Below are 18,045 nucleotides of genomic sequence, written 5' to 3'. Positions count from 1 at the left end.
GACGACGGACCCGGGCGGGCGGGGGGCCGCCCGCCCGGGTCGCCAGGCGGATCAGGTGTGGCCGGGGCCGGTGGCCCTGTCGCCACTGCCGTCTCAGCCGTTGCAGCAGGCGATGCTGATGCTGCTGGACTGCGGCGGGACCGCGTGGCGGGTGCCGTTCTGCGTGGCCATGGCCTGCAGGTTGAGGAGCTTCGTCATGGGGGTTCACCTCCTTCGTGGGTGTGGTGGTCGGGCCTCCGGTGTCGCCCGGAGGGCCGTCGGTGGTCCGACGGGGTCTGTGGGTGCCGGCTGGTTCAGCTCGCGGCGAGGAGGTGGTCGGTGGACGCGACGTGGGTGGGCGCGTCGAGGAAGGGCAGGGTGACTCCGGTGCGGTGCAGTGCGGCGTGCATCGCGGACAGGATTCCGGCGCCGCCGGCGGCCAGGTCGGTCGAGATCCGCAGCAGGGTGTCGCCGGGGAACGCGAGGCGGCCGTCGAGGGCGTACGCGTGCCAGGCGAGCCGGGTCAGGTGTGGCGGGTGGGGGCGGGCCGCGCCGTCGCGGACGAGTGCGACGGGGCGCGTGGCGCGCGGCCGGTGCGGTGGTGGGTCGTCGGCGAGCAGGGCGGCGGTGGCGAGCAGTCCGGCGCGGCCGTGGAAGAGGCCGGGCAGCAGGACGAACTCGACGTCGACGGTCCGGCGGACGGTGGTGACGACGTCGCGCAGCCAGGGGCGTTCGCCGTGGTGGAGCAGCGTGTGTGCGGCGACGGCGATGCCGGCGCTGCCTTCGTCGAGGTAGAACAGTCGTCGTGCGCCGTCGCGTACGTGCAGGTTGCCTTTGTCGTCGCGGACGGTGTGTTCGAGGTCGCGGCGGACGGCGGTGCGGGCGGCGCGCAGCCAGGCGGGGTCGCCGGTGGCTTCGTGGAGCCGGGTGAGGAAGACGGCCGGGCCGGACCAGCCGCGCAGCAGGCCGGGGCGGGCGGGTTCGGGTACGGGCTGTTTCGTGTCGCCGGTGAGGGTGCGGGCGAGCCGGTCGCCGATGCGCAGGGCGTCGTCGGGGACGGGCCGGCCGGTGCGGAGCAGGGCGAGTCCGATGCCGGCGAGGCCGCTGTGCAGGCCGGGGCCGTACCGGTCGTGGAGGCCGGTGCGACATCGGTCGAGCAGTTCCGCGGCGTCGTCGTGGCGTCCGGTGCGGTCCAGCAGCGCGGCGATGCCGGCGAGGCCGTCGTAGAGGCCGAGGTGCGTGGTGGGTAGGCGCCGTGCGGCGCGGACGAGCCAGTCGAGGTGTTCGTCGCGTTCGGGGTAGTCGGCGCCGGTGGTGACGAGGGCCCAGATGACGCCGGCGGCGCCGTGCGCGAGTGTGGCGCCGCCGTGCGGGAACTGTCCGGGGTCGCCGGGGAAGAGCCGGTCGGTGCGGTGCGGTGTGGCGGTGGCGCGGATTCCGGCGGCGAGTGATTCGAGCAGCGGGGTGTGGTCGGCGGTCTGGGCGGTGGGCCAGGGGAAGCGGGTGACGCGGCTGCGGTCGGGTGCCGTGGTGGCGGCGCCGTCGGTGGTGGGCGCGGTGCGTGCGGTGTGCAGGTCGTCCCGGATGCGCTGGAGGTAGCCGGCCGGCAGGGGGAACCGTCGGGCCGCGGTCGTCAGGTCGTGGAACTTCTCGTCGGTCAGGGCGGTGAGCTGGGTGATCGGTAGGAAGACGGCGAGCCGGAGGCAGGCCAGCGCGTACCTGTCGACGGCCGGGCCGCGGCGTATCCGCGGGGTGGCGAAGCCGGGGTCGCCCAGTGACGGGGTGAAGTCCTCGTCGACCAGGTACGCCTGTTCGAAGTCGACGAGCACGATCCGGCCGTCGGGTCGGATCATGACGTTTGCGGTGTGCAGGTCGCCGAAGACCACTCCCCTGGCGTGTACCTGGGACAGTGCGGTCTCGACCCGGTCGATGACGTCGAGGGCCCAGGCGGTGTAGTCGGCCAGGTCCTGGTCGGTGGGGTCGGGGTGGATCAGGGGGTGCCGCATGGCGAGGTGGTGTTGCAGGGTGTCCCCCTCGACGAACTCCTCGACCAGGAATTCGTGTTCCCACCAGGTGAGGCGGTCGAGCAGTCGTGGTACGCAATCGAGGCCGGCGAGGCGCCGCAGCATGTCCTCCTCGCGGCGCAGGCGGGTGAGCGCGTCTGTGCCGGCTCCGTCGAGACCGGCCAGTGGCCGGGCTTCGCGGAGGACGACGGTGCGGCCGTCGCGCAGGTCGGTGGCGCGGTAGACGCCGCCGGCGTTGGAGTGGTGCAGGGCCTCGTCGATGCGGTAGGGCGGGTCGTCGTGGGTTTCGGCGGCCACCGCCGCGATGCGTTCGGCGACGAAGTCGGGTACGGGGGCCCAGTCGGGCACGGTGAAGACGGGTTCGCGCCGGTCGGGGACGAGGGCTCCGTCGGGGCGTACGACGGCGGGGACGGGTTCGTCGCCGTCGACGCACCAGAGTTCGGCGAATCCGCCGTAGCGCAGGTAGAGCGGGCCGTCGTGCCAGCGCAGGTCGCTGAGGACGTACGGGCCGCGGTAGCCGGCGAGCCGGGCGCCGAGGTCGTCGAGGATGCGGCGCAGGGCGGTGTCGTCGGCCGGGTACAGGGCGGCGAGTTTGCCGCTGCCGGCCCGGTGGGCGTACTTCTCGTTGTTGACCAGGGCGAGCCGGCGGCTGCGCTGGAACTTGAAGGCGACGTGGTGGCGGACGCAGTGGTCGCGTACCAGGTCGAGCACGTCGGCGGCGTCGTCGAGGCCCACTGACACGTGCACCTTCCAGCCCTGTTGCGGCAGCTGCGCCTGGGTGGGGTGCCACATGACCCAGCCGCCGTGCTCGGCGACGCGCCAGCCGGCGGGCGGGGTCTGGTCGGCCAGCGGGAACCGGCTCGCCGTGTCGGCGACGTACGCCGGTAAGTCGACGTGGACCGGGTCGGCGATCAGGAACGCACCGGGCGTGGGCATGGCAAACCTCGCGGCCGTGACGGATGGGATGGGTGTCCGGGGCGTTCGGTGTGTCGCTGCCGTCGTCCGGACTGGTTCCATCGTGGTCGTAGCCGGCCGGTCCTGGCGTCCGGCCGTGGGGCGAGGTTCGGGGTCCTCCCCGGCCCGGTGCCGGGCGCCGGGGGTCCGTCTGGAAGGTGACACCGGATGTCACCCGGTACGGGGACGTCCGCGGGGCCCGGTGTCGGCCAGAATTCGTCGCGTACGCGGGCTGTGCGCCCGCCTTTCCCTGTTCTCTGGAGGTCCGTGATGAAGACCGAGGTCCAGTCGCCGCCGACGGTTGTGCTCCTGCAGGCGCAGCGGCCGGCCGGGTGGGTGACTGTCGCGCGTGGGGTCGCGTTGGACGGCCGGCGTTGTCTGCTGAGGACGGTGGGTGCCGGGCGGCCGCGGTCCGGTGACGCGGTGCGTCTGGTCGGGGTCAGCGGCGCGGAGGTGCGACCGCTCACTGTCGCCGAGGTGTCGGTGCTGCACCGTGACCCGGCGGACCTGCTGATGGTGTCGATCGCCGGCGAGGTGGTTCCCGGTGGGTACGGCACCGACGCGTCGGCGGTGCGCCGGGTGCTGGCGCTGCTCGCCGACGACACGGACCGGCGGTGGCGGGTGGCCGCGGACGCCGCCGGTGACGTCGTACCGTCGGTGGTGCTGGTGGGGGCGGGCCGGCCGGGTGTGCCGGGCCGGCCGGCGGCGCCGGTGACGACGCACCGGGTGAGCGCGGCGACGCCGCCGCCGGACGGTGACGGCGGCGGTGACGACGACGGCTCCCCGCTGTCCTGGACCTGCCGGTTGTTCGGGATCGGCTGCCCGGCCGAAGACTCCTAGCCGCCGATGACCACGGTGACCGGTGCGGTGGCGCCGTCCGGCGCGGCGCGGGCTGCGAGATGGTGGCGTCACGATCTTCTGCTGCTGCCGGTGCTGTGCCTGCTCGACCTGTTCACGGCCTCGTCGGTGGTGATCCAGAGCGAGCCGGTCGGCCCGGCCCGGCAGTGGCTGCAGGTGCTCGCCGCGGTGCTGTCGATCGGCGCCCTGTGGTGGCGGGCCCGCGCGCCGGTCGCCGTCTTCGTGTTCGAGTGCGCCCACGGCGTGGCGATGTGGTTCCTGGTGCACGACTACCGGCCGTGGGTGGGCCTGATCGTCGCCCTGTACACGGTGGCGGCGTTGCGGCCGTTCGTGGTGTCGGCGGTGGCGTACGCGGCGGCGTGCGCGCGTAGCCTGCTCAGCGCGCTCGATTCGTTCCGGGTGGAACCGAACCCGGGCGCGCGGGCCGGGGAGTTCGTGGTCACCGCGTTGATGTTCGCGCTCATCTACGCTGCCGCGTGGGCGGCCGGTTCGGTGGTGCGGCGGCACCGGCGGCGGGTGGCCCAGCTGGAACGGGAGCGGCGGCTGGCCCGGGCCGAGGCGGTGGCGTTGGAGCGTCGCCGGATCGCCGCCGAACTGCACGACGTGGTGTCCCACTCGGTGACCGTGATGGTTCTGCAGGCCGCCGGTGCCGCCCGGATCAGCGCCTCCGACCCGGAGCGGACCCGGGAGGCGCTGCTGCACATCCAGCAGGCCGGGCAGCAGGCGATGGCGGAGCTGCGCCGGCTGCTGGCGGTGATGCGGGCCGAGTCGGGTCCGGCGGGCGACGGTGAGCCGGGCCCGCAGCCGCGGCTGGACGACATCGAGGTGCTCCTGACGTCGATGCGGTGCGCGGGGCTGACGGTGACGATGTCCGTGTCCGGCAGTCCCCGGCCGCTGGATCCGAGTATCGAGCTGGCGGCGTACCGGACGGTGCAGGAGAGCCTGACGAACACGCTGAAGCACGTCGGGCGGCGTGCCTGCGCGACTGTGCATTTCGCGTGGCAGGAGCGGGTGGTGTTGCTGCGTGTCGACGACGACGGCACGGGCCGCGACCCGGGCGGTACGGCGGCGGGGCTGTCGACCGGCAACGGGCTGGCCAGTCTGGCCGAGCGGCTGGAACGCGTCGGTGGTCGCCTGGTCGCCGGGCCGCGTCCGGAGGGCGGGTTCCGGGTGAGCGCGACGCTGCCGGTCGCGCAGCGCGGCGATCTCGTGGCGGCGCCGGGTGACGGCGGGGTGTCCGCTGTCGGGTGAACGCGTGTCCGCTGTGCGACATCCGGCTAGCCGCCGACGCCGGCACCGATGATCATGTGGTGGGGCCGCGGTCACGGCCGCCGAGGACGGGAGCCTTCATGATCCGGGTGCTGCTCGCCGACGACCAGCCGCTCGTACGGGCGGGACTCGCGATGCTCCTGACGAACGAGCCGGACATCGAGGTCGTCGGCGAGGCCGACGACGGGGCGCAGGCCGTGGAACTCGGTCGCCGCCTGCGCCCGAACGTGGTGCTCATGGACGTGCGGATGCCCGGCACCGACGGTCTGGCCGCCACCAGGTCGATGGCCGAGGAGAAGCTCATCGACGACGCCGACCGGCCGGTACGGATCATCATGCTGACCACCTACCACGTGGACGAGGCGGTGCACGCCGCGCTGCGGGCGGGCGCCTCCGGTTTCGTGCTCAAGGACGCCGCGCCCGAGGAACTGGTGTCGGCCATCCGCGCGGTGGCCGCCGGGGAGGCGTGGCTGGATCCCGCCGTCGCCCGGCGGCTGCTCGACGACCTCGCCTCCCGGCCCGACCCGGGGCTGCCCACACCGGTCCAGATGCGCGGGCTCACGCCGAGGGAACGCGAGGTCCTGGTGCTCATGGCGTACGGGATGTCGAACCGGGAGATCGCCGAGCACCTCGTGCTCGGCGACGCGACGGTCAAGACCCACGTCAGCCGGGTCCTGACGAAGCTGGGGATGCGTGACCGGACGCATGCGGTGGTGGCCGCGTACCAGTGCGGCCTGGTGGAACCCGGCACGGCGCCGCCGGCCCGGATGGCCGGCCTGTCCCGCTGAGGCCCGTGGCGCGGCCGGGGGCCTCAGCGGGGTACGGCGGTCAGGCGCCGACGTAGTCGGCGAGGTGTTCGCCGGTGAGTGTGGACCGGGCGGCCACGAGATCGGCCGGGGTGCCCTCGTAGACGATCCGGCCGCCGTCGTGACCGGCGCCCGGGCCGAGGTCGATGATCCAGTCGGCGTGCGCCATGACGGCCTGGTGGTGCTCGATCACGATGACGGACTTCCCGGCGTCGACGAGCCGGTCGAGCAGTCCGAGCAGCTGGGCGACGTCGGCCAGGTGCAGGCCGGTGGTCGGTTCGTCCAGGACGTACACGCCGCCCTTGTCCCCCATCCGGGTGGCGAGCTTGAGCCGCTGCCGCTCCCCTCCGGACAGGGTGGTGAGGGGCTGACCGAGCGTGAGGTAGCCGAGGCCGACGTCGGCGAGCCGGTCGAGGATGGTGTGGGCGGCCGGGGTGCGGGCCTCGCCTTCGCTGAAGAACGTCTCGGCCTCGTCGACGGACATGGCGAGGACCTCGCTGATGTCGCGGCCGCCGAGGTGGTAGTCGAGGACGGCCGGCTGGAACCGCTTGCCTTCGCAGTCCTCGCAGGTGCTGGCGACGCCGGCCATCATGCCGAGGTCGGTGTAGATGACGCCGGCGCCGTTGCAGGTCGGGCAGGCGCCTTCGGAGTTGGCGCTGAACAGGGCGGGTTTGACGCCGTTGGCCTTGGCGAAGGCCTTGCGGATGGGGTCGAGCAGGCCGGTGTAGGTGGCCGGGTTGCTGCGGCGGGAGCCGCGGATGGCGGTCTGGTCGACGCTGACGACGTCCTCGCGTTTGGCCAGGGAGCCGTGGATGAGGCTGCTCTTGCCGGAGCCGGCGACGCCGGTGACCACGACCAGGACGCCGAGGGGGATGTCCACGTCGACGTCGCGCAGGTTGTGGGTGCGGGCGCCGCGGACGGGCAGCGCGCCGGTGGGCGTACGCGGCTTGTCCTTGAGGGTGGCGCGGTCGTCGAGGTGGCGGCCGGTGGTGGTGTCGCTGGCGCGCAGGCCGGCGACGGTGCCCTCGTAGCAGATGGTGCCGCCGGCGGTGCCGGCGCCGGGACCGAGGTCGACGACGTGGTCGGCGATGGCGATGGTCTCGGGTTTGTGTTCGACGACCAGGACGGTGTTGCCCTTGTCGCGCAGTTGCAGCAGGAGGTTGTTCATGCGGGCGATGTCGTGCGGGTGCAGGCCGATGGTGGGTTCGTCGAAGACGTAGGTGACGTCGGTGAGGGACGAGCCGAGGTGGCGGATCATCTTGGTGCGCTGGGCCTCGCCGCCGGAGAGGGTGCCGGCGGGCCGGTCGAGGCTGAGGTAGCCGAGGCCGATCTCGACGAACGAGTCGAGGGTGTCCCCCAGGGCTTTGAGCAGCGGGCCGACGGAGGGTTCGCGCAGGTCGCGTACCCAGGTGGCGAGGTCGCTGATCTGCATGGCGCAGGCGTCGGCGATGTTGATGCCGTTGATCTTCGAGGAGCGCGCTTCGGGGGCCAGCCGGGTGCCGTCGCAGTCGGGGCAGGTGGTGAACGTGACGGCGCGTTCGACGAAGGCGCGGATGTGCGGCTGCATGGCGTCGACGTCCTTGGCGAGCATCGACTTCTGGATGGCCGGGATGAGGCCGGTGTAGGTGACGTTGATGCCGTCGACCTTGACCTTGGTGGGCTCCTTGTGGAGCAGGTCGTCCAGTTCCCGCTTCGTGTAGTCGCGGATGGGCTTGTCGGGGTCGAACAGGCCGCTGGAGCGGAAGATGCGGCCGTACCAGCCGTCCATGGTGTAGCCGGGGATGGTGATGGCGCCCTCGTTGAGGGACAGCTTCTCGTCGTAGAGGACGGTGAGGTCGAAGTCGGTGACGGCGCCGCGGCCCTCGCAGCGGGGGCACATGCCGCCGAGGCGGTTGAAGGTGCCCTTCTTGGTCTGGGTCTTGCCGGGGCCGCGGTCGACGGTGATGGCGCCGGCGGCGCGTACGGAGGGCACGTTGAAGGAGTAGGCGTTGGGTGGGCCGATGTGGGGGTCGCCGAGGCGGCTGAACAGGATGCGCAGCATGGCGTTGACGTCGGTGGCGGTGCCGACGGTGGAGCGGGGGTCGGCGCCCATGCGTTCCTGGTCGACGATGATGGCGGTGGTGAGGCCTTCGAGGATGTCGACCTCGGGGCGGGACAGGGTGGGCATGAAGCCCTGGACGAAGGCGCTGTAGGTCTCGTTGATGAGGCGCTGGGACTCGGCGGCGATGGTGCCGAACACCAGTGAGCTCTTGCCGGAGCCGGAGACGCCGGTGAAGACGGTGAGGCGGCGTTTGGGTATCTCGACGTCGACGTTGCGCAGGTTGTTCTCGCGGGCGCCGTGGACGCGGATGATGTCGTGGCTGTCGGCGTGGTGCAGGCCGGTGGTGGCCTTGCTCATGGTGTCTCCGTCCGGTGTTGCGGGTGTCAGTCGAGCCAGCTGCCGTCGCGCATCAGGGTGCGGCCGGGCAGCTCGTCGGCTTCGCGCCAGGCCTGGATGCGGCGTGGCGTGATGCGGTACCAGCGGTAGGGCGTGGTCAGGGTACGGGGGTCGAAGCCGGTTCGGGTGGCGAAGCGGTCCCCGCGGTCGGTGGGCAGGGCGTCGATGGCGAGGCTCTCCACGTCGCCGTCGATCATGGTGACGTCGCGGGTGGGGCCGAGGCCGACGCGGGCGCGGCCGGTGGCGAGGTTGCGGCCGGTGGGGCTGCCGGCCGGGGTGGCGACGAGCAGCGTGTGGCCGTCCCAGTCGAAGGACAGGGGCACGAGGTACGGGGCGCCGTCGGGGTCGGCGGTGGCGACCCAGCAGTCGACGTCGTGGTCGAGGCGGTGGGTGGTGTCGTGGCGGCGGCGGGCGCGGGTGCGTGGCGCGTCGGTCATGGGTGCGGTCAGCGCCGCTCGTTGATGCGGATCAGGTTGCCGGTGGGGTCGCGGAAGGCGCAGTCGCGTACGCCGTAGGGCTGTTCGGTGGGTTCCTGGACGACGTCGGCGCCGCTGGCCTGGAGGCGGTCGAACAGGCCGTCGAGGTCGTCGGTGGCGAGGGTGAGCGCGCCGTAGCTGCCCTTGGCGATGAGTTCGAGGACGGTGCGGCGTTCGTCGTCGGTGATGCCGGGGTCGGCGGCCGGCGGGTGCAGGACGATGCCGGTCTCGGGCTGGTTCGGCGGGCCGACGGTGAGCCAGCGCATGTCCTGGTAGCCGACGTCGTTGCGCAGTTCGAAGCCGAGGGTGTCGCGGTAGAAGGCGAGCGCGGCGTCGGCGTCGGTGTGGGGCAGGAACGCGTAGTGAATGGTGATCGTCATGGTGGTCACGCTAGTGGTGGCCGGCCGGTGCGGGCTTCTCGATTCCTGATCGGTCGGGTCGCTTGTTTGGTCAGGCACGGGGGTGGTTCGGCGGTGTCGGGTGCGTGGCGGGCGCGGTAGGCGCTGGGTGGTTCGCCGACGAGTTCGGTGAATCGGGTGCTGAAGGTGCCCAGGGACTGGCAGCCGACGGCGAAGCAGACATCGGTGACGCTGAGGTCGCCGCGGCGCAGCAGGGCCATGGCGCGTTCGATGCGGCGGGTCATCAGGTACGCGTACGGGGATTCGCCGTAGGTCTGGCGGAACTGGCGGCTGAGGTGGCCGGCGGACATGTGCTCGCCACGGGCGAGGGCTTCGACGTCGAGGGGTTTGGCGTACTCGCGGTCGATGCGGTCGCGGACGCGGCGCAGCCGGGTCAGGTCGCGCAGTCGTTGGGCGAACGCGGGGTCGTCGTTGGCCGGGTGCGGTGGCACGTCCGCATCCTGCCTGCTGGGCGGTGGTGTCGTCCACCTGTTCGAGCGGCGAGTCGCCGCCGGGTGCACCCGCGGCCCGGGCGCACCCGGGCGGCGGTCAGCGCAGCCGGCGGGCGGTGAAGCGGGTGGGTGGGTCGGCGATGGCGTCCTGGGTGGCGACGAGTTGCAGTTCCCGGGTGCCGGCTTCGAGGGTCGCCTCGAGTACCGCGTAGATCGAGTTGGTGGTGCGTTCCAGCGCGGTCTGCGGTGAGCCGGTGGTGGCGAGGTGGGCGAGGTAGAGGGCGGCGGTGACGTCGCCGCCGCCGTTGGGGGCGATCGGCAGCAGCGGGGTGGTGACGGCCCAGGCGCCGTCGTCGGAGACGGCGACGACCTCCAGGTGGCCGGCGGGCAGGTCGCCGTGCAGGACGCTGGTGACCAGGACGTGCCGGGGGCCGGTGGCGCGGACGGCGTCGACGGCGGCGAGCAGGTCGTCGAGGGTGTCGGTGGTGCGGCCGGCGAGGAATTCCAGCTCGAACTGGTTGGGGGTGACGATGTCGGCGCGGGGGACGACGGTGTCGCGCAGGTATTCGGGGATGCCGGGGCGGACGAACATGCCGCGGCCGACGTCGCCCATGACCGGGTCGCAGCAGTACAGGGCGGCCGGGTTGGCGGCCTTGACGCGGGCGACGGCGTCGAGGATGACCGCGCCGACGGCGGGGTCGCCCTGGTAGCCGGAGAGGACGGCGTCGGCGGTGCCGAGCACGCCGCGGTCCTCGATCCCGGCGATGACGTCGGCGACGTCGGCGGGGGCGAGCAGCGGGCCTCGCCAGGCCCCGTAGCCGGTGTGGTTGGAGAAGTGCACGGTCAGGACCGGCCAGACCTCGTGTCGGAGGCGTTGCAGTGGGAACACGGCGGCGGAGTTGCCGACGTGGCCGTAGGCGACCGACGACTGGATGGACAGGATCTTCACCTGCTCATGGTCGCATCCCGGGCCGGGTGTGACAGGTGGTGGTGGCGTGATGACGGGTGGCTGCGGCGGTGACCGTTCGGCTCGGCGTTTCGACCGCCGGGCGCGGGGCGGGTTTGGGCGCAGCGTGCGGTGGGGGCATGAAGCCGGGTGTTCTCGCCATCTGGACGGAGGAAGCAACGATGCTTTCCGCACTCGATCGTCGGCACACCGTCGCGCCGCCGGGGTACAGCCGCTGGCTGATCCCTCCGGCGGCGCTGGCGATCCATCTGTGCATCGGGCAGGTGTACGCCACGAGCGTGTACAAGAACTCCCTGATCGCGCACTTCGACACGGGGCAGACGGCGATCGGGGTGATCTTCAGCATCGCGATCGTGATGCTGGGGTTGTCGGCCGCGGTGGCCGGTACGTGGGTGGAGGCGAACGGGCCGCGTAAGGCGATGTTCGTCTCGGCGTGTTTCTGGGCCGCGGGGTTCCTGGTCGGGGCGCTGGGCATCGCGACCGGGCAGCTGTGGCTGCTGTATCTGGGGTACGGGGTGCTGGGCGGCATCGGTCTGGGGATCGGGTACATCTCCCCCGTCTCCACGTTGATCAAGTGGTTCCCGGACCGTCCGGGTCTGGCGACCGGGTTGGCGATCATGGGGTTCGGTGGTGGGGCGATGGTGGCCTCTCCCCTGTCCCGGCAGCTGCTGTCGTTCTACGACGCCGGTTACGACCCGTCCGACAGTGGTTCCACCGCGTCGGGGTCGGCGCTGGTGTGGTTGTTCGTGACGCTCGGCGTCGGCTACTTCGTGATCATGATGTTCGGGGTGTTCAACGTGCGGGTGCCGGCGCCCGACTGGCGCCCGGCCGGGTTCGACCCGGCCCAGGTGGCCGAGAAGCCGCTGGTGACCACCGCGAACGTGTCGGCGGCCAACGCGGTCAGGACACGGTCGTTCTGGCTGCTGTGGGTGGTGCTGTTCTGCAACGTGACCGCGGGGATCGGGATCCTGGAGCAGGCCAGCCCGATGATCCAGGACTTCTTCCGCGAGGGCGGCACGTCGGCGGTGTCGGTGGCTGCGGCCGGCGGGTTCGTGGGACTGCTGTCGCTGTTCAACATGGCGGGCCGGTTCGTGTGGTCGTCCACGTCGGATGTGATCGGCCGCAAGCCGATCTACGTGGTGTACCTGGGCGTGGGCATGGTGCTGTACCTGGTGCTGGCGCTGGTGGGGCAGACCTCGACGGCGTTGTTCGTGCTGCTGGCGTCCGTGATCCTGTCGTTCTACGGTGGCGGGTTCGCGACCATTCCGGCGTACCTGCGGGACCTGTTCGGCACGTTCGAGGTGGGCGCGATCCACGGCCGCCTGCTGACCGCGTGGTCGGCGGCGGGCGTGGCCGGGCCGCTGATCGTCAACGGGTTCCTCGACGCGCAGGGCGAGCCGGGCACGTTGACCGCGGCGGCGTACCGGCCGGCGCTGTTCACGATGGTCGGCCTGCTGGCGGTGGGGCTGGTGGCGAACCTGCTGGTACGGCCGGTGCCGCAGCGTTACCACGAGCCCGCGTCCGGGCGGGGCGAGACGGAGCAGGGACAGCCGGGGGCGACGGAGAGGAGCGGATCATGAACGAGCACAGCGGTGGCGGCCAGCTGGTTCGCCTGGTGGTGTCGTGGCTGGTGGTGTCGGCGCTGCTGGGCTACGGCGTGGTGCAGACCGTGATCACGGCGGCGAAGCTGTTCACCCAGTAGGAGACGCGACGCGGCGGCCCGGGGGCGGCAACCCCCGGGCCGCCGCCGGGTCAGAGACCGCCGCCGACGCGCAGGACCGCGCCAGTGGTGTACGAGGCGTCCGCGCCGAGCAGGTGCGCGATCGCGCCGGCGACCTCCTCGGGTTCCCCCGCCCGGCCCATCGGGATCCGCCCGGCGGCGGTGTCGGGACGGTCGGGCACGCCGGAGCGGGCGTGGATCGTGGTGCGGATGATGCCGGGGGCGACGGCGTTGACGCGGATGCCGTGCGGCGCCAGTTCCTTCGCGAGCCCGACGGTGAGGGTGTCGGTGGCGGCCTTGACGGCGGCGTAGTGGATGTACTCCCCGGGTGAGCCGAGCGTCGCGGCCACGGAGGAGACGTTGACGATGGCCCCGCCGCGGGTGAGCCGCCGGGCCGCCTGCTGGGCGCACAGGACGTACCCGATGAGGTTGACGTCGACGACCTCGCGCAGGTCGTCGACGCGCAGGTCGGTGAACGGGCCGATCGGGCTGGTGACCCCGGCGTTGTTGACCAGGCCGGTGAGCGGGCCGAGCCGGTCGGCGGCGTCGAAGATCCGGCGTATCTCGTCGGGGTCGGTGGTGTCGGCGGCGACGGTGACCGCGCGGCGGCCGGCGGCGCGCACGTCGGCGGCCACCGCCTCGGCGGCCGCGTGGTCGGCGCGGTAGCCGATGACCAGGTCGTGGCCCTCGGTGGCGAGCCGGCGGGCGGTGGCCGCGCCGATGCCGCGCCCTCCCCCGGTGATGATGGTGATGGAGGTCAATGCCCTTCTCCCCTGTGCGGTGGGGGCGACGTTACCGTGGGCGGGACCATCCGGGGTGGAGAGGACTGTCACATGGGGCGCGCGTTGGTGCTGGGTGGCGGCGGGGTGACCGGGGTGGCCTGGGAGCTGGGTCTGCTGGCCGGGCTGGCCGGGCACGGCCTGCGGCTGGACGAGGCTGACCTGGTGGTGGGCACGTCGGCCGGGTCGGTGGTCGGGGCGCAGGTGCGCTCGGGTACGCCGCCGGCGCAGTTGTACGAGGCGCAGTTGCGGCCGCCCCGCGACGAGGTGCCGGCCCGGCTCGGGACGGGGGTGCTGTTGCGCTGGGCGTGGGCGGGCGGTCGGGGCCGGGACGCGGCGCGGGCCCGCGCGCGTATCGGCGCGATGGCGTTGTCGGCGCGTACCCCGTCGGAGCAGTCGCGGCGGGCGGTGATCGCGGCCCGGCTGCCGTCACCGGACTGGCCGGCGGCGCGGCTGCTGGTCACCGCCGTGGACGCGGCCTCCGGCGAGTTCGTGGTGTTCGACGCGGACAGCGGGGTGCCGCTGGTGGACGCGGTCGGCGCCAGTTGCGCGGTGCCGGGGGTGTGGCCGCCGGTCACAGTCGGCGGCCGGCGCTTCGTCGACGGCGGGGTCCGCTCGCCGGTGAACGCGGATCTGGCGGCCGGCTGCGATCGGGTGGTGGTCCTGGCGCCGACGCGCGCCGCGGTGGGCCCGATGCCGCGGCTGTCGGCGCAGGTGGCGGCGTTGCGGGAGGCGGGTGCGCGGGTGGCTGTGGTGTCGCCGGACCGGGCGGCGCGGACGGCGATCGGCCGCAACGTGCTGGACCCGGCGCGGCGGGCGGCGTCGGCGCGGGCCGGGTTCGCGCAGGCCGAGGCGGTGGCCGGCGAGGTGGCCGGGGTGTGGCGGTGACCGCAGCCGCCGGACGGATCAGGAGTCGCTGGTCAGGCGCGCCAGCCGCCGGTTGAGGTAGCGCTGTTCGGGCAGGCTGCCGGTGAGGCGGGCGGCCAGCATGTAGTGCTCGGCGGCGGCGTGCGCGTCGCCGTCGAGTTCGAGCAGGTGGGCGCGGACGGCGTGCAGCCGGTGGTGGCCGCGCATCGCCGGGTCGGCCAGCAGCGGGTCGAGCAGGGCCAGCCCGACGGCGGGGCCGTGCGCCATGGCCACGGCGACCGCCTGGTTGAGCGTGACGAACGGGCTGGGGGCGACCCGGCTCAGCATGTCGTAGAGGACGCTGATCTGGAGCCAGTCGGTGTCCGGGAAGGCCGGCGCCTCGGCGTGGACGGCGGCGATGGCCGCCTGGAGCTGGTAGCGGCCCACCGGGCCGTGGGGCAGGGCCCGGCCGAGCAGCGTGACGCCCTCGTCGATGAGGTCGCGTCGCCAGCGGGAGCGGTCCTGGTCGGCCAGCGGCACGAGGTCACCGGCGGCGTCGGTGCGGGCGGGCGACCGGGCGTGGGTGAGCAGCATCAGCGCCAGCGCGCCGGTGACCTCGTGGTGGCCGGGCAGCGCGGCGTGGACCTGCCGGGTGAGCCGGATCGCCTCCTCGGCGAGTTCGACGTCGACGAGCTGGTCACCGGAGGTGCGGGTGTAGCCCTCGCTGAACACCAGGTGGCACACGTCGAGCACGGCGGCCACCCGGTCGGGCAGCGCGTCCGGTGGCGGCATCGTGAACCGGGCGCCGGCCTCGCGCAGGGTCGCGCGGGCCCGGCTCAGCCGCTGGGTCATGGTCCGGGCCGGCACCAGGTAGGCGGCGGCGATCTGTTCCACCCGCAGTCCCGCCACCGCGCGCAGGGTCAGCGCGACCTGTGAGGGGCGGCTCAGCGCCGGGTGGCAGCACAGGAACAGCAGCCGCAACGTGTCGTCGGCGCCGGTCACCGGCGTGTCGTCGACGGGCGGTACGACGCCGGCGCCGGGTTGCCGGGCCGCGTCGAGCCGCTCACGGCGGGTGCGGGCCTCCTCGGCGCGCATCCGGTCGATCAGCCGCCGCGAGGCGACCCGGATGAGCCAGGCGCGGGGTTCGTCGGGGACGCCGGTGAGCGGCCACCGGGCGGCTGCGACCTCCGCCGCGTCCTGGAGGGCGTCCTCGCAGGCGTCGGGGTGCCCGTAGCGGCGCAGCAGAGCGGCGCGGACGTGCGGCGCCTCCCGGCGCCACACGTCCGCGAGCGGCGTGGTGTTACTGATCGGAGCCGCCCGGCCACATCGAGGGCCGCAGCTCGACGGTCTCCCCGGGGCCGGCGAACTTCGCGGCGACGGCCTCGGCGCGGGCCTGGTCCTCGACGTCGATGAGGAAGAAGCCGGCGAGGTGTTCCTTGGCCTCGGAGTACGGGCCGTCGGTCGCCAGCGGCGCGCCGTCGCTCCACCGGTAGAGCCGGGCGGTGCGGGGGTCGGCGAGCGCCTCGCCGACGACCAGCTCACCGTTGGCGTGCAGCTCGGTCATCACCTGCTCGAAGTCGGCGTTGAGCCGTTCGCGTACCTCGGCCGGCAGCTCCTGGTGGGCGGCGAGGTATTCCGAGGTGGGGTGCCCCCACGGCTCCGGGTTGGAGTGGATCATGATCACGTACTTCACTGTCTGTCCTTCGCGTCGTGCGGCGGTGTCTCCCCGCCGCTCGCCCGGTACGACGGAGCGGGATCGCCGATGTCTACATATCCTCGCGTCATGAGTGACGCGGTGGGTGTCGGTGACCTGGTCGAGGATTTCACGCTGCCGGACGAGACGGGCACGCCACGGCGCCTGTCGGAGTTCCTGGCCGCCGGTCCGGTGGTGCTGTTCTTCTACCCCGCGGCGATGACGCGGGGCTGCACGGCGGAGAGCTGCCACTTCCGGGACCTGGCGGCGGAGTTCGCGGCGGTCGGAGCGCAGCGGGTGGGGATCAGCCGGGACCCGGTGCAGCGGCAGGCGGAGTTCTCCCGCCGGCACGGGCTCGGCTATCCGCTGCTGTCCGACGCCGACGGCGAGGTGGCGCGGGCGTTCGGGGTGCGACGGCGGCTGCCGCTGGGCGCGCTGAGCACCCGGCGGATGACGTTCGTGATCGGCACCGACCGGCGGGTGCTCGCCGTGGTGCACAGCGAGCTGAGCATGAACGAGCACGCCGACGCGGCGCTGCGGGCCCTCGGGGGCTGATCATCGCGGTGTCGCAGCCGGCTGGTATCAAGGCTGCGTCAAACAGGTGTACGGAAGAGGGCGTGATGGCGGGTCAGGGTTTGTCCACTGACGAGGTTCAGGGAATCCGGGAGGCTCTTGCGGCGGGCCGCAAGCCCCGGGTGGTGTTCACCGAGGCGGCCGGGCAGATGGCCGGGCAGCTCGGGCAGGTGGTGGAGCTGACCGACCCGGCGGCGTCGGAGGAGTTCGTGGTGGTGCGGTTCGGCCGCGACGAGCTGCCCTTCTCCCCCGCCGACGTGGCGATCGCCCCCAAGGGCGCCGGGCGGCGTCCGGCGGCCGAGGCGAAGCCGGAACCGGAGCAGGCGCCGGCCGCGCCGCCGGAGCCCGCGTTCGTGCTGGACACGCCGCGGGTGCCCGCGCCGCGACGGGAGGAGCCGAAGACCGAGCAGCCGCCGGCGGAGCCGAAGCCGGCGAAGCGAGCGGTGAAGGCCGCCAAGCCGAAGACCCCGCCGGGGCTGACCGTGACGCTCGCCTACGCCGAGGGCGAGTGGACGGTGGCCGCGCAGCAGGGCACGAAGGCGCTGGCCCGGCCGTACGTGGTGAAGCCGGCCGAGGCGCTGCGGATGGTGGCGCTGGTCGACGTGCCCGGCGTGCAGGAGGCGGTGGAGCAGATCCTGGCCGCCGAGCGGGCCGAGGCCGAGCAGCAGGCGGAGAAGCTGCGCGCCGAGCTGGCCGAGATCGAGGCGCGGCTGGCGGAGCTGCGCGAGGCGCGCTGACCCCGTGACGCCCCGCGGGGCCGGTGCGACCCCCTCGCACCGGCCCCGCGTCCCCTGCGCCCACAGGTCGATCAGTGTTGCGGAATGTTCTGTACCCCGATCCGGCGGCGGAACACCCAGTACGTCCAACCCTGGTAGGCCAGCACGATCGGCGTGAACACCACGGCCACCCAGGTCATGATCTTCAAGGTGTACGGGGTGGACGCGGCGTTGGTGGCCGTCAGCGTGCCGGCCGCGTCCAGGGTGGACGGCATCACGTTCGGGAACAGTGCGGCGAACAGCGTCGCCACGGCCAGCGCGATGGCCACCGCCGTACCGGTGAACGCCCAGCCCTCCCGGCGTACCCTGGCCGCGGCCAGACCGCCGAGCAGGGCGAGGGCGGCGCCGACGGCGAGCACGACGGCGGCGGCGCTGGAACGGATGGTCAGCGTCCAGCTCAGGAACGCCACGGCGGCCACGGCGGTGCCGACGCCGAGCTTGACGGCGAGTGCGCCGGCGCGCTCGCGGATGTCACCGGTGGTCTTCAGCGCCAGGAACACCGCGCCGTGGGTGAGGAACAGCCCCAGCGTGGTCAGGCCGCCGAGCAGCGCGTACGGGTTGAGCAGGTCGAACAGGCCGCCGACGTACTCGTGGTCGGCATCCAGCGGCACGCCGCGGAAGATGTTGGCGAACGCCACGCCCCACAGCACGGCCGGGATCGCCGAGCCCCAGAAGATGGCCTGGTCCCAGCGGCGCTTCCAGGACGCCTCGGGCCGCTTGTGGCGGTACTCGAAGGCGACGCCGCGGGCGATCAGGGCCAGCAGGATGAGCAGCAGCGGCAGGTAGAAGCCGGAGAACAGGGTGGCGTACCACTCGGGGAAGGCGGCGAACATGGCGCCGCCGGCGGTGATCAGCCACACCTCGTTGCCGTCCCAGACCGGGCCGATGGTGTTGATCAGGACGCGGCGCTGCCGGTCGTCGCGGCCGAGCACCGGCAGCAGCATCCCGACGCCGAAGTCGAAGCCTTCGAGGATGAAGTAGCCGGTGAAGAGCACTGCTACGAGGAGAAACCAGACGGTCGTCAGTTCCACGGTTGGG

18 protein-coding genes are annotated in these 18,045 nt (G+C 73.1%); 8 read left to right on the top strand and 10 right to left on the bottom strand.

Features of this window, described 5'->3' with window-relative positions; all coding sequences use genetic code 11:
* Positions 1–293: 293 nt before the first annotated feature.
* Positions 294–2,939, bottom strand: coding sequence for a class III lanthionine synthetase LanKC (gene lanKC, locus M8C11_RS23995; RefSeq protein ID WP_252453331.1), 2,646 nt, complete (start codon positions 2,937–2,939; stop codon positions 294–296).
* Between the two features lie 441 nt (positions 2,940–3,380).
* On the opposite strand from lanKC, the gene M8C11_RS23990 reads away from it, so the two are divergent.
* The 3 genes from M8C11_RS23990 to M8C11_RS23980 all read left to right on the top strand — a co-directional run bounded on the left by M8C11_RS23990 (position 3,381) and on the right by M8C11_RS23980 (position 5,872).
* Positions 3,381–3,797 carry a hypothetical protein gene (locus tag M8C11_RS23990; protein WP_252453328.1) on the top strand — a complete coding sequence of 139 codons (417 nt, stop codon included), beginning with the start codon at positions 3,381–3,383 and terminating at the stop codon, positions 3,795–3,797.
* A gap of 6 nt (positions 3,798–3,803) precedes the next feature.
* Entirely contained in the window at positions 3,804–5,066 is a 1,263-nt protein-coding gene (locus tag M8C11_RS23985) for a sensor histidine kinase (RefSeq protein WP_252453325.1), read from the top strand.
* 98 nt (positions 5,067–5,164) lie between these two features.
* Entirely contained in the window at positions 5,165–5,872 is a 708-nt protein-coding gene (locus M8C11_RS23980) for a response regulator transcription factor (protein WP_252453322.1), read from the top strand.
* 40 nt (positions 5,873–5,912) lie between these two features.
* Here the strand turns inward: M8C11_RS23980 and M8C11_RS23975 are convergent, their stop codons facing one another.
* The 5 genes from M8C11_RS23975 to pdxY form a co-directional block, all read right to left on the bottom strand.
* The gene (locus M8C11_RS23975; RefSeq protein ID WP_252453319.1) at positions 5,913–8,288 is read right to left on the bottom strand and encodes an excinuclease ABC subunit UvrA; all 2,376 of its coding nucleotides are present in this window, start codon (positions 8,286–8,288) and stop codon (positions 5,913–5,915) included.
* Positions 8,289–8,314: 26 nt separating this feature from the next.
* Entirely contained in the window at positions 8,315–8,764 is a 450-nt protein-coding gene (locus tag M8C11_RS30435; RefSeq protein WP_305884561.1) for a pyridoxamine 5'-phosphate oxidase family protein, read from the bottom strand.
* 8 nt (positions 8,765–8,772) lie between these two features.
* Positions 8,773–9,183: a VOC family protein gene (locus M8C11_RS23965; protein WP_252453316.1), complete on the bottom strand. Its 411-nt coding sequence runs from the start codon at positions 9,181–9,183 to the stop codon at positions 8,773–8,775.
* Positions 9,184–9,188: 5 nt separating this feature from the next.
* A complete protein-coding gene (locus M8C11_RS23960) occupies positions 9,189–9,653 on the bottom strand; it encodes a helix-turn-helix transcriptional regulator (RefSeq protein ID WP_252453313.1) in 465 nt (154 codons plus the stop codon).
* A 97-nt stretch (positions 9,654–9,750) separates the two neighbouring features.
* Positions 9,751–10,602: a pyridoxal kinase PdxY gene (gene pdxY / locus M8C11_RS23955; protein ID WP_252453310.1), complete on the bottom strand. Its 852-nt coding sequence runs from the start codon at positions 10,600–10,602 to the stop codon at positions 9,751–9,753.
* Positions 10,603–10,781: 179 nt separating this feature from the next.
* Between pdxY and M8C11_RS23950 the strand changes: the two genes are divergently transcribed.
* Both M8C11_RS23950 and M8C11_RS30330 read left to right on the top strand, forming a co-directional pair.
* A complete protein-coding gene (locus M8C11_RS23950; protein ID WP_252453307.1) occupies positions 10,782–12,200 on the top strand; it encodes an OFA family MFS transporter in 1,419 nt (472 codons plus the stop codon).
* Positions 12,197–12,322: a hypothetical protein gene (locus M8C11_RS30330; RefSeq protein ID WP_255419521.1), complete on the top strand. Its 126-nt coding sequence runs from the start codon at positions 12,197–12,199 to the stop codon at positions 12,320–12,322. Before M8C11_RS23950 ends, M8C11_RS30330 begins: the two co-directional genes overlap by 4 nt.
* A gap of 50 nt (positions 12,323–12,372) precedes the next feature.
* Here the strand turns inward: M8C11_RS30330 and M8C11_RS23945 are convergent, their stop codons facing one another.
* The gene (locus tag M8C11_RS23945; protein ID WP_252453304.1) at positions 12,373–13,101 is read right to left on the bottom strand and encodes an SDR family NAD(P)-dependent oxidoreductase; all 729 of its coding nucleotides are present in this window, start codon (positions 13,099–13,101) and stop codon (positions 12,373–12,375) included.
* A 72-nt stretch (positions 13,102–13,173) separates the two neighbouring features.
* Between M8C11_RS23945 and M8C11_RS23940 the strand changes: the two genes are divergently transcribed.
* A complete protein-coding gene (locus tag M8C11_RS23940) occupies positions 13,174–14,007 on the top strand; it encodes a patatin-like phospholipase family protein (protein WP_252453301.1) in 834 nt (277 codons plus the stop codon).
* An 18-nt stretch (positions 14,008–14,025) separates the two neighbouring features.
* Here M8C11_RS23940 and M8C11_RS23935 read toward each other — a convergent pair whose 3' ends face one another.
* Both M8C11_RS23935 and M8C11_RS23930 read right to left on the bottom strand, forming a co-directional pair.
* A complete protein-coding gene (locus M8C11_RS23935) occupies positions 14,026–15,246 on the bottom strand; it encodes an RNA polymerase sigma factor (protein WP_252453298.1) in 1,221 nt (406 codons plus the stop codon).
* Positions 15,247–15,265: 19 nt separating this feature from the next.
* A complete protein-coding gene (locus tag M8C11_RS23930; protein WP_128136883.1) occupies positions 15,266–15,658 on the bottom strand; it encodes a YciI family protein in 393 nt (130 codons plus the stop codon).
* A gap of 90 nt (positions 15,659–15,748) precedes the next feature.
* Here M8C11_RS23930 and M8C11_RS23925 point away from each other — a divergent pair, with 90 nt between their 5' ends.
* Both M8C11_RS23925 and M8C11_RS23920 read left to right on the top strand, forming a co-directional pair.
* Positions 15,749–16,213: a peroxiredoxin gene (locus M8C11_RS23925; RefSeq protein ID WP_256487405.1), complete on the top strand. Its 465-nt coding sequence runs from the start codon at positions 15,749–15,751 to the stop codon at positions 16,211–16,213.
* Between the two features lie 65 nt (positions 16,214–16,278).
* On the top strand, positions 16,279–16,968 hold the full coding sequence (locus tag M8C11_RS23920) for a hypothetical protein (protein WP_120569893.1): 690 nt from the start codon (positions 16,279–16,281) through the stop codon (positions 16,966–16,968).
* 71 nt (positions 16,969–17,039) lie between these two features.
* On the opposite strand, the gene cydB is transcribed toward M8C11_RS23920, so the two are convergent.
* Positions 17,040–18,038 carry a cytochrome d ubiquinol oxidase subunit II gene (gene cydB, locus M8C11_RS23915; RefSeq protein WP_121684271.1) on the bottom strand — a complete coding sequence of 333 codons (999 nt, stop codon included), beginning with the start codon at positions 18,036–18,038 and terminating at the stop codon, positions 17,040–17,042.
* Positions 18,039–18,045: the final 7 nt, after the last annotated feature.

This window comes from Micromonospora sp. CPM1 (genome assembly GCF_023896895.1).
In the GTDB taxonomy this organism is placed as follows: domain Bacteria; phylum Actinomycetota; class Actinomycetes; order Mycobacteriales; family Micromonosporaceae; genus Micromonospora; species Micromonospora tulbaghiae.
This window is presented reverse-complemented; position numbering and strand designations above follow the sequence as displayed.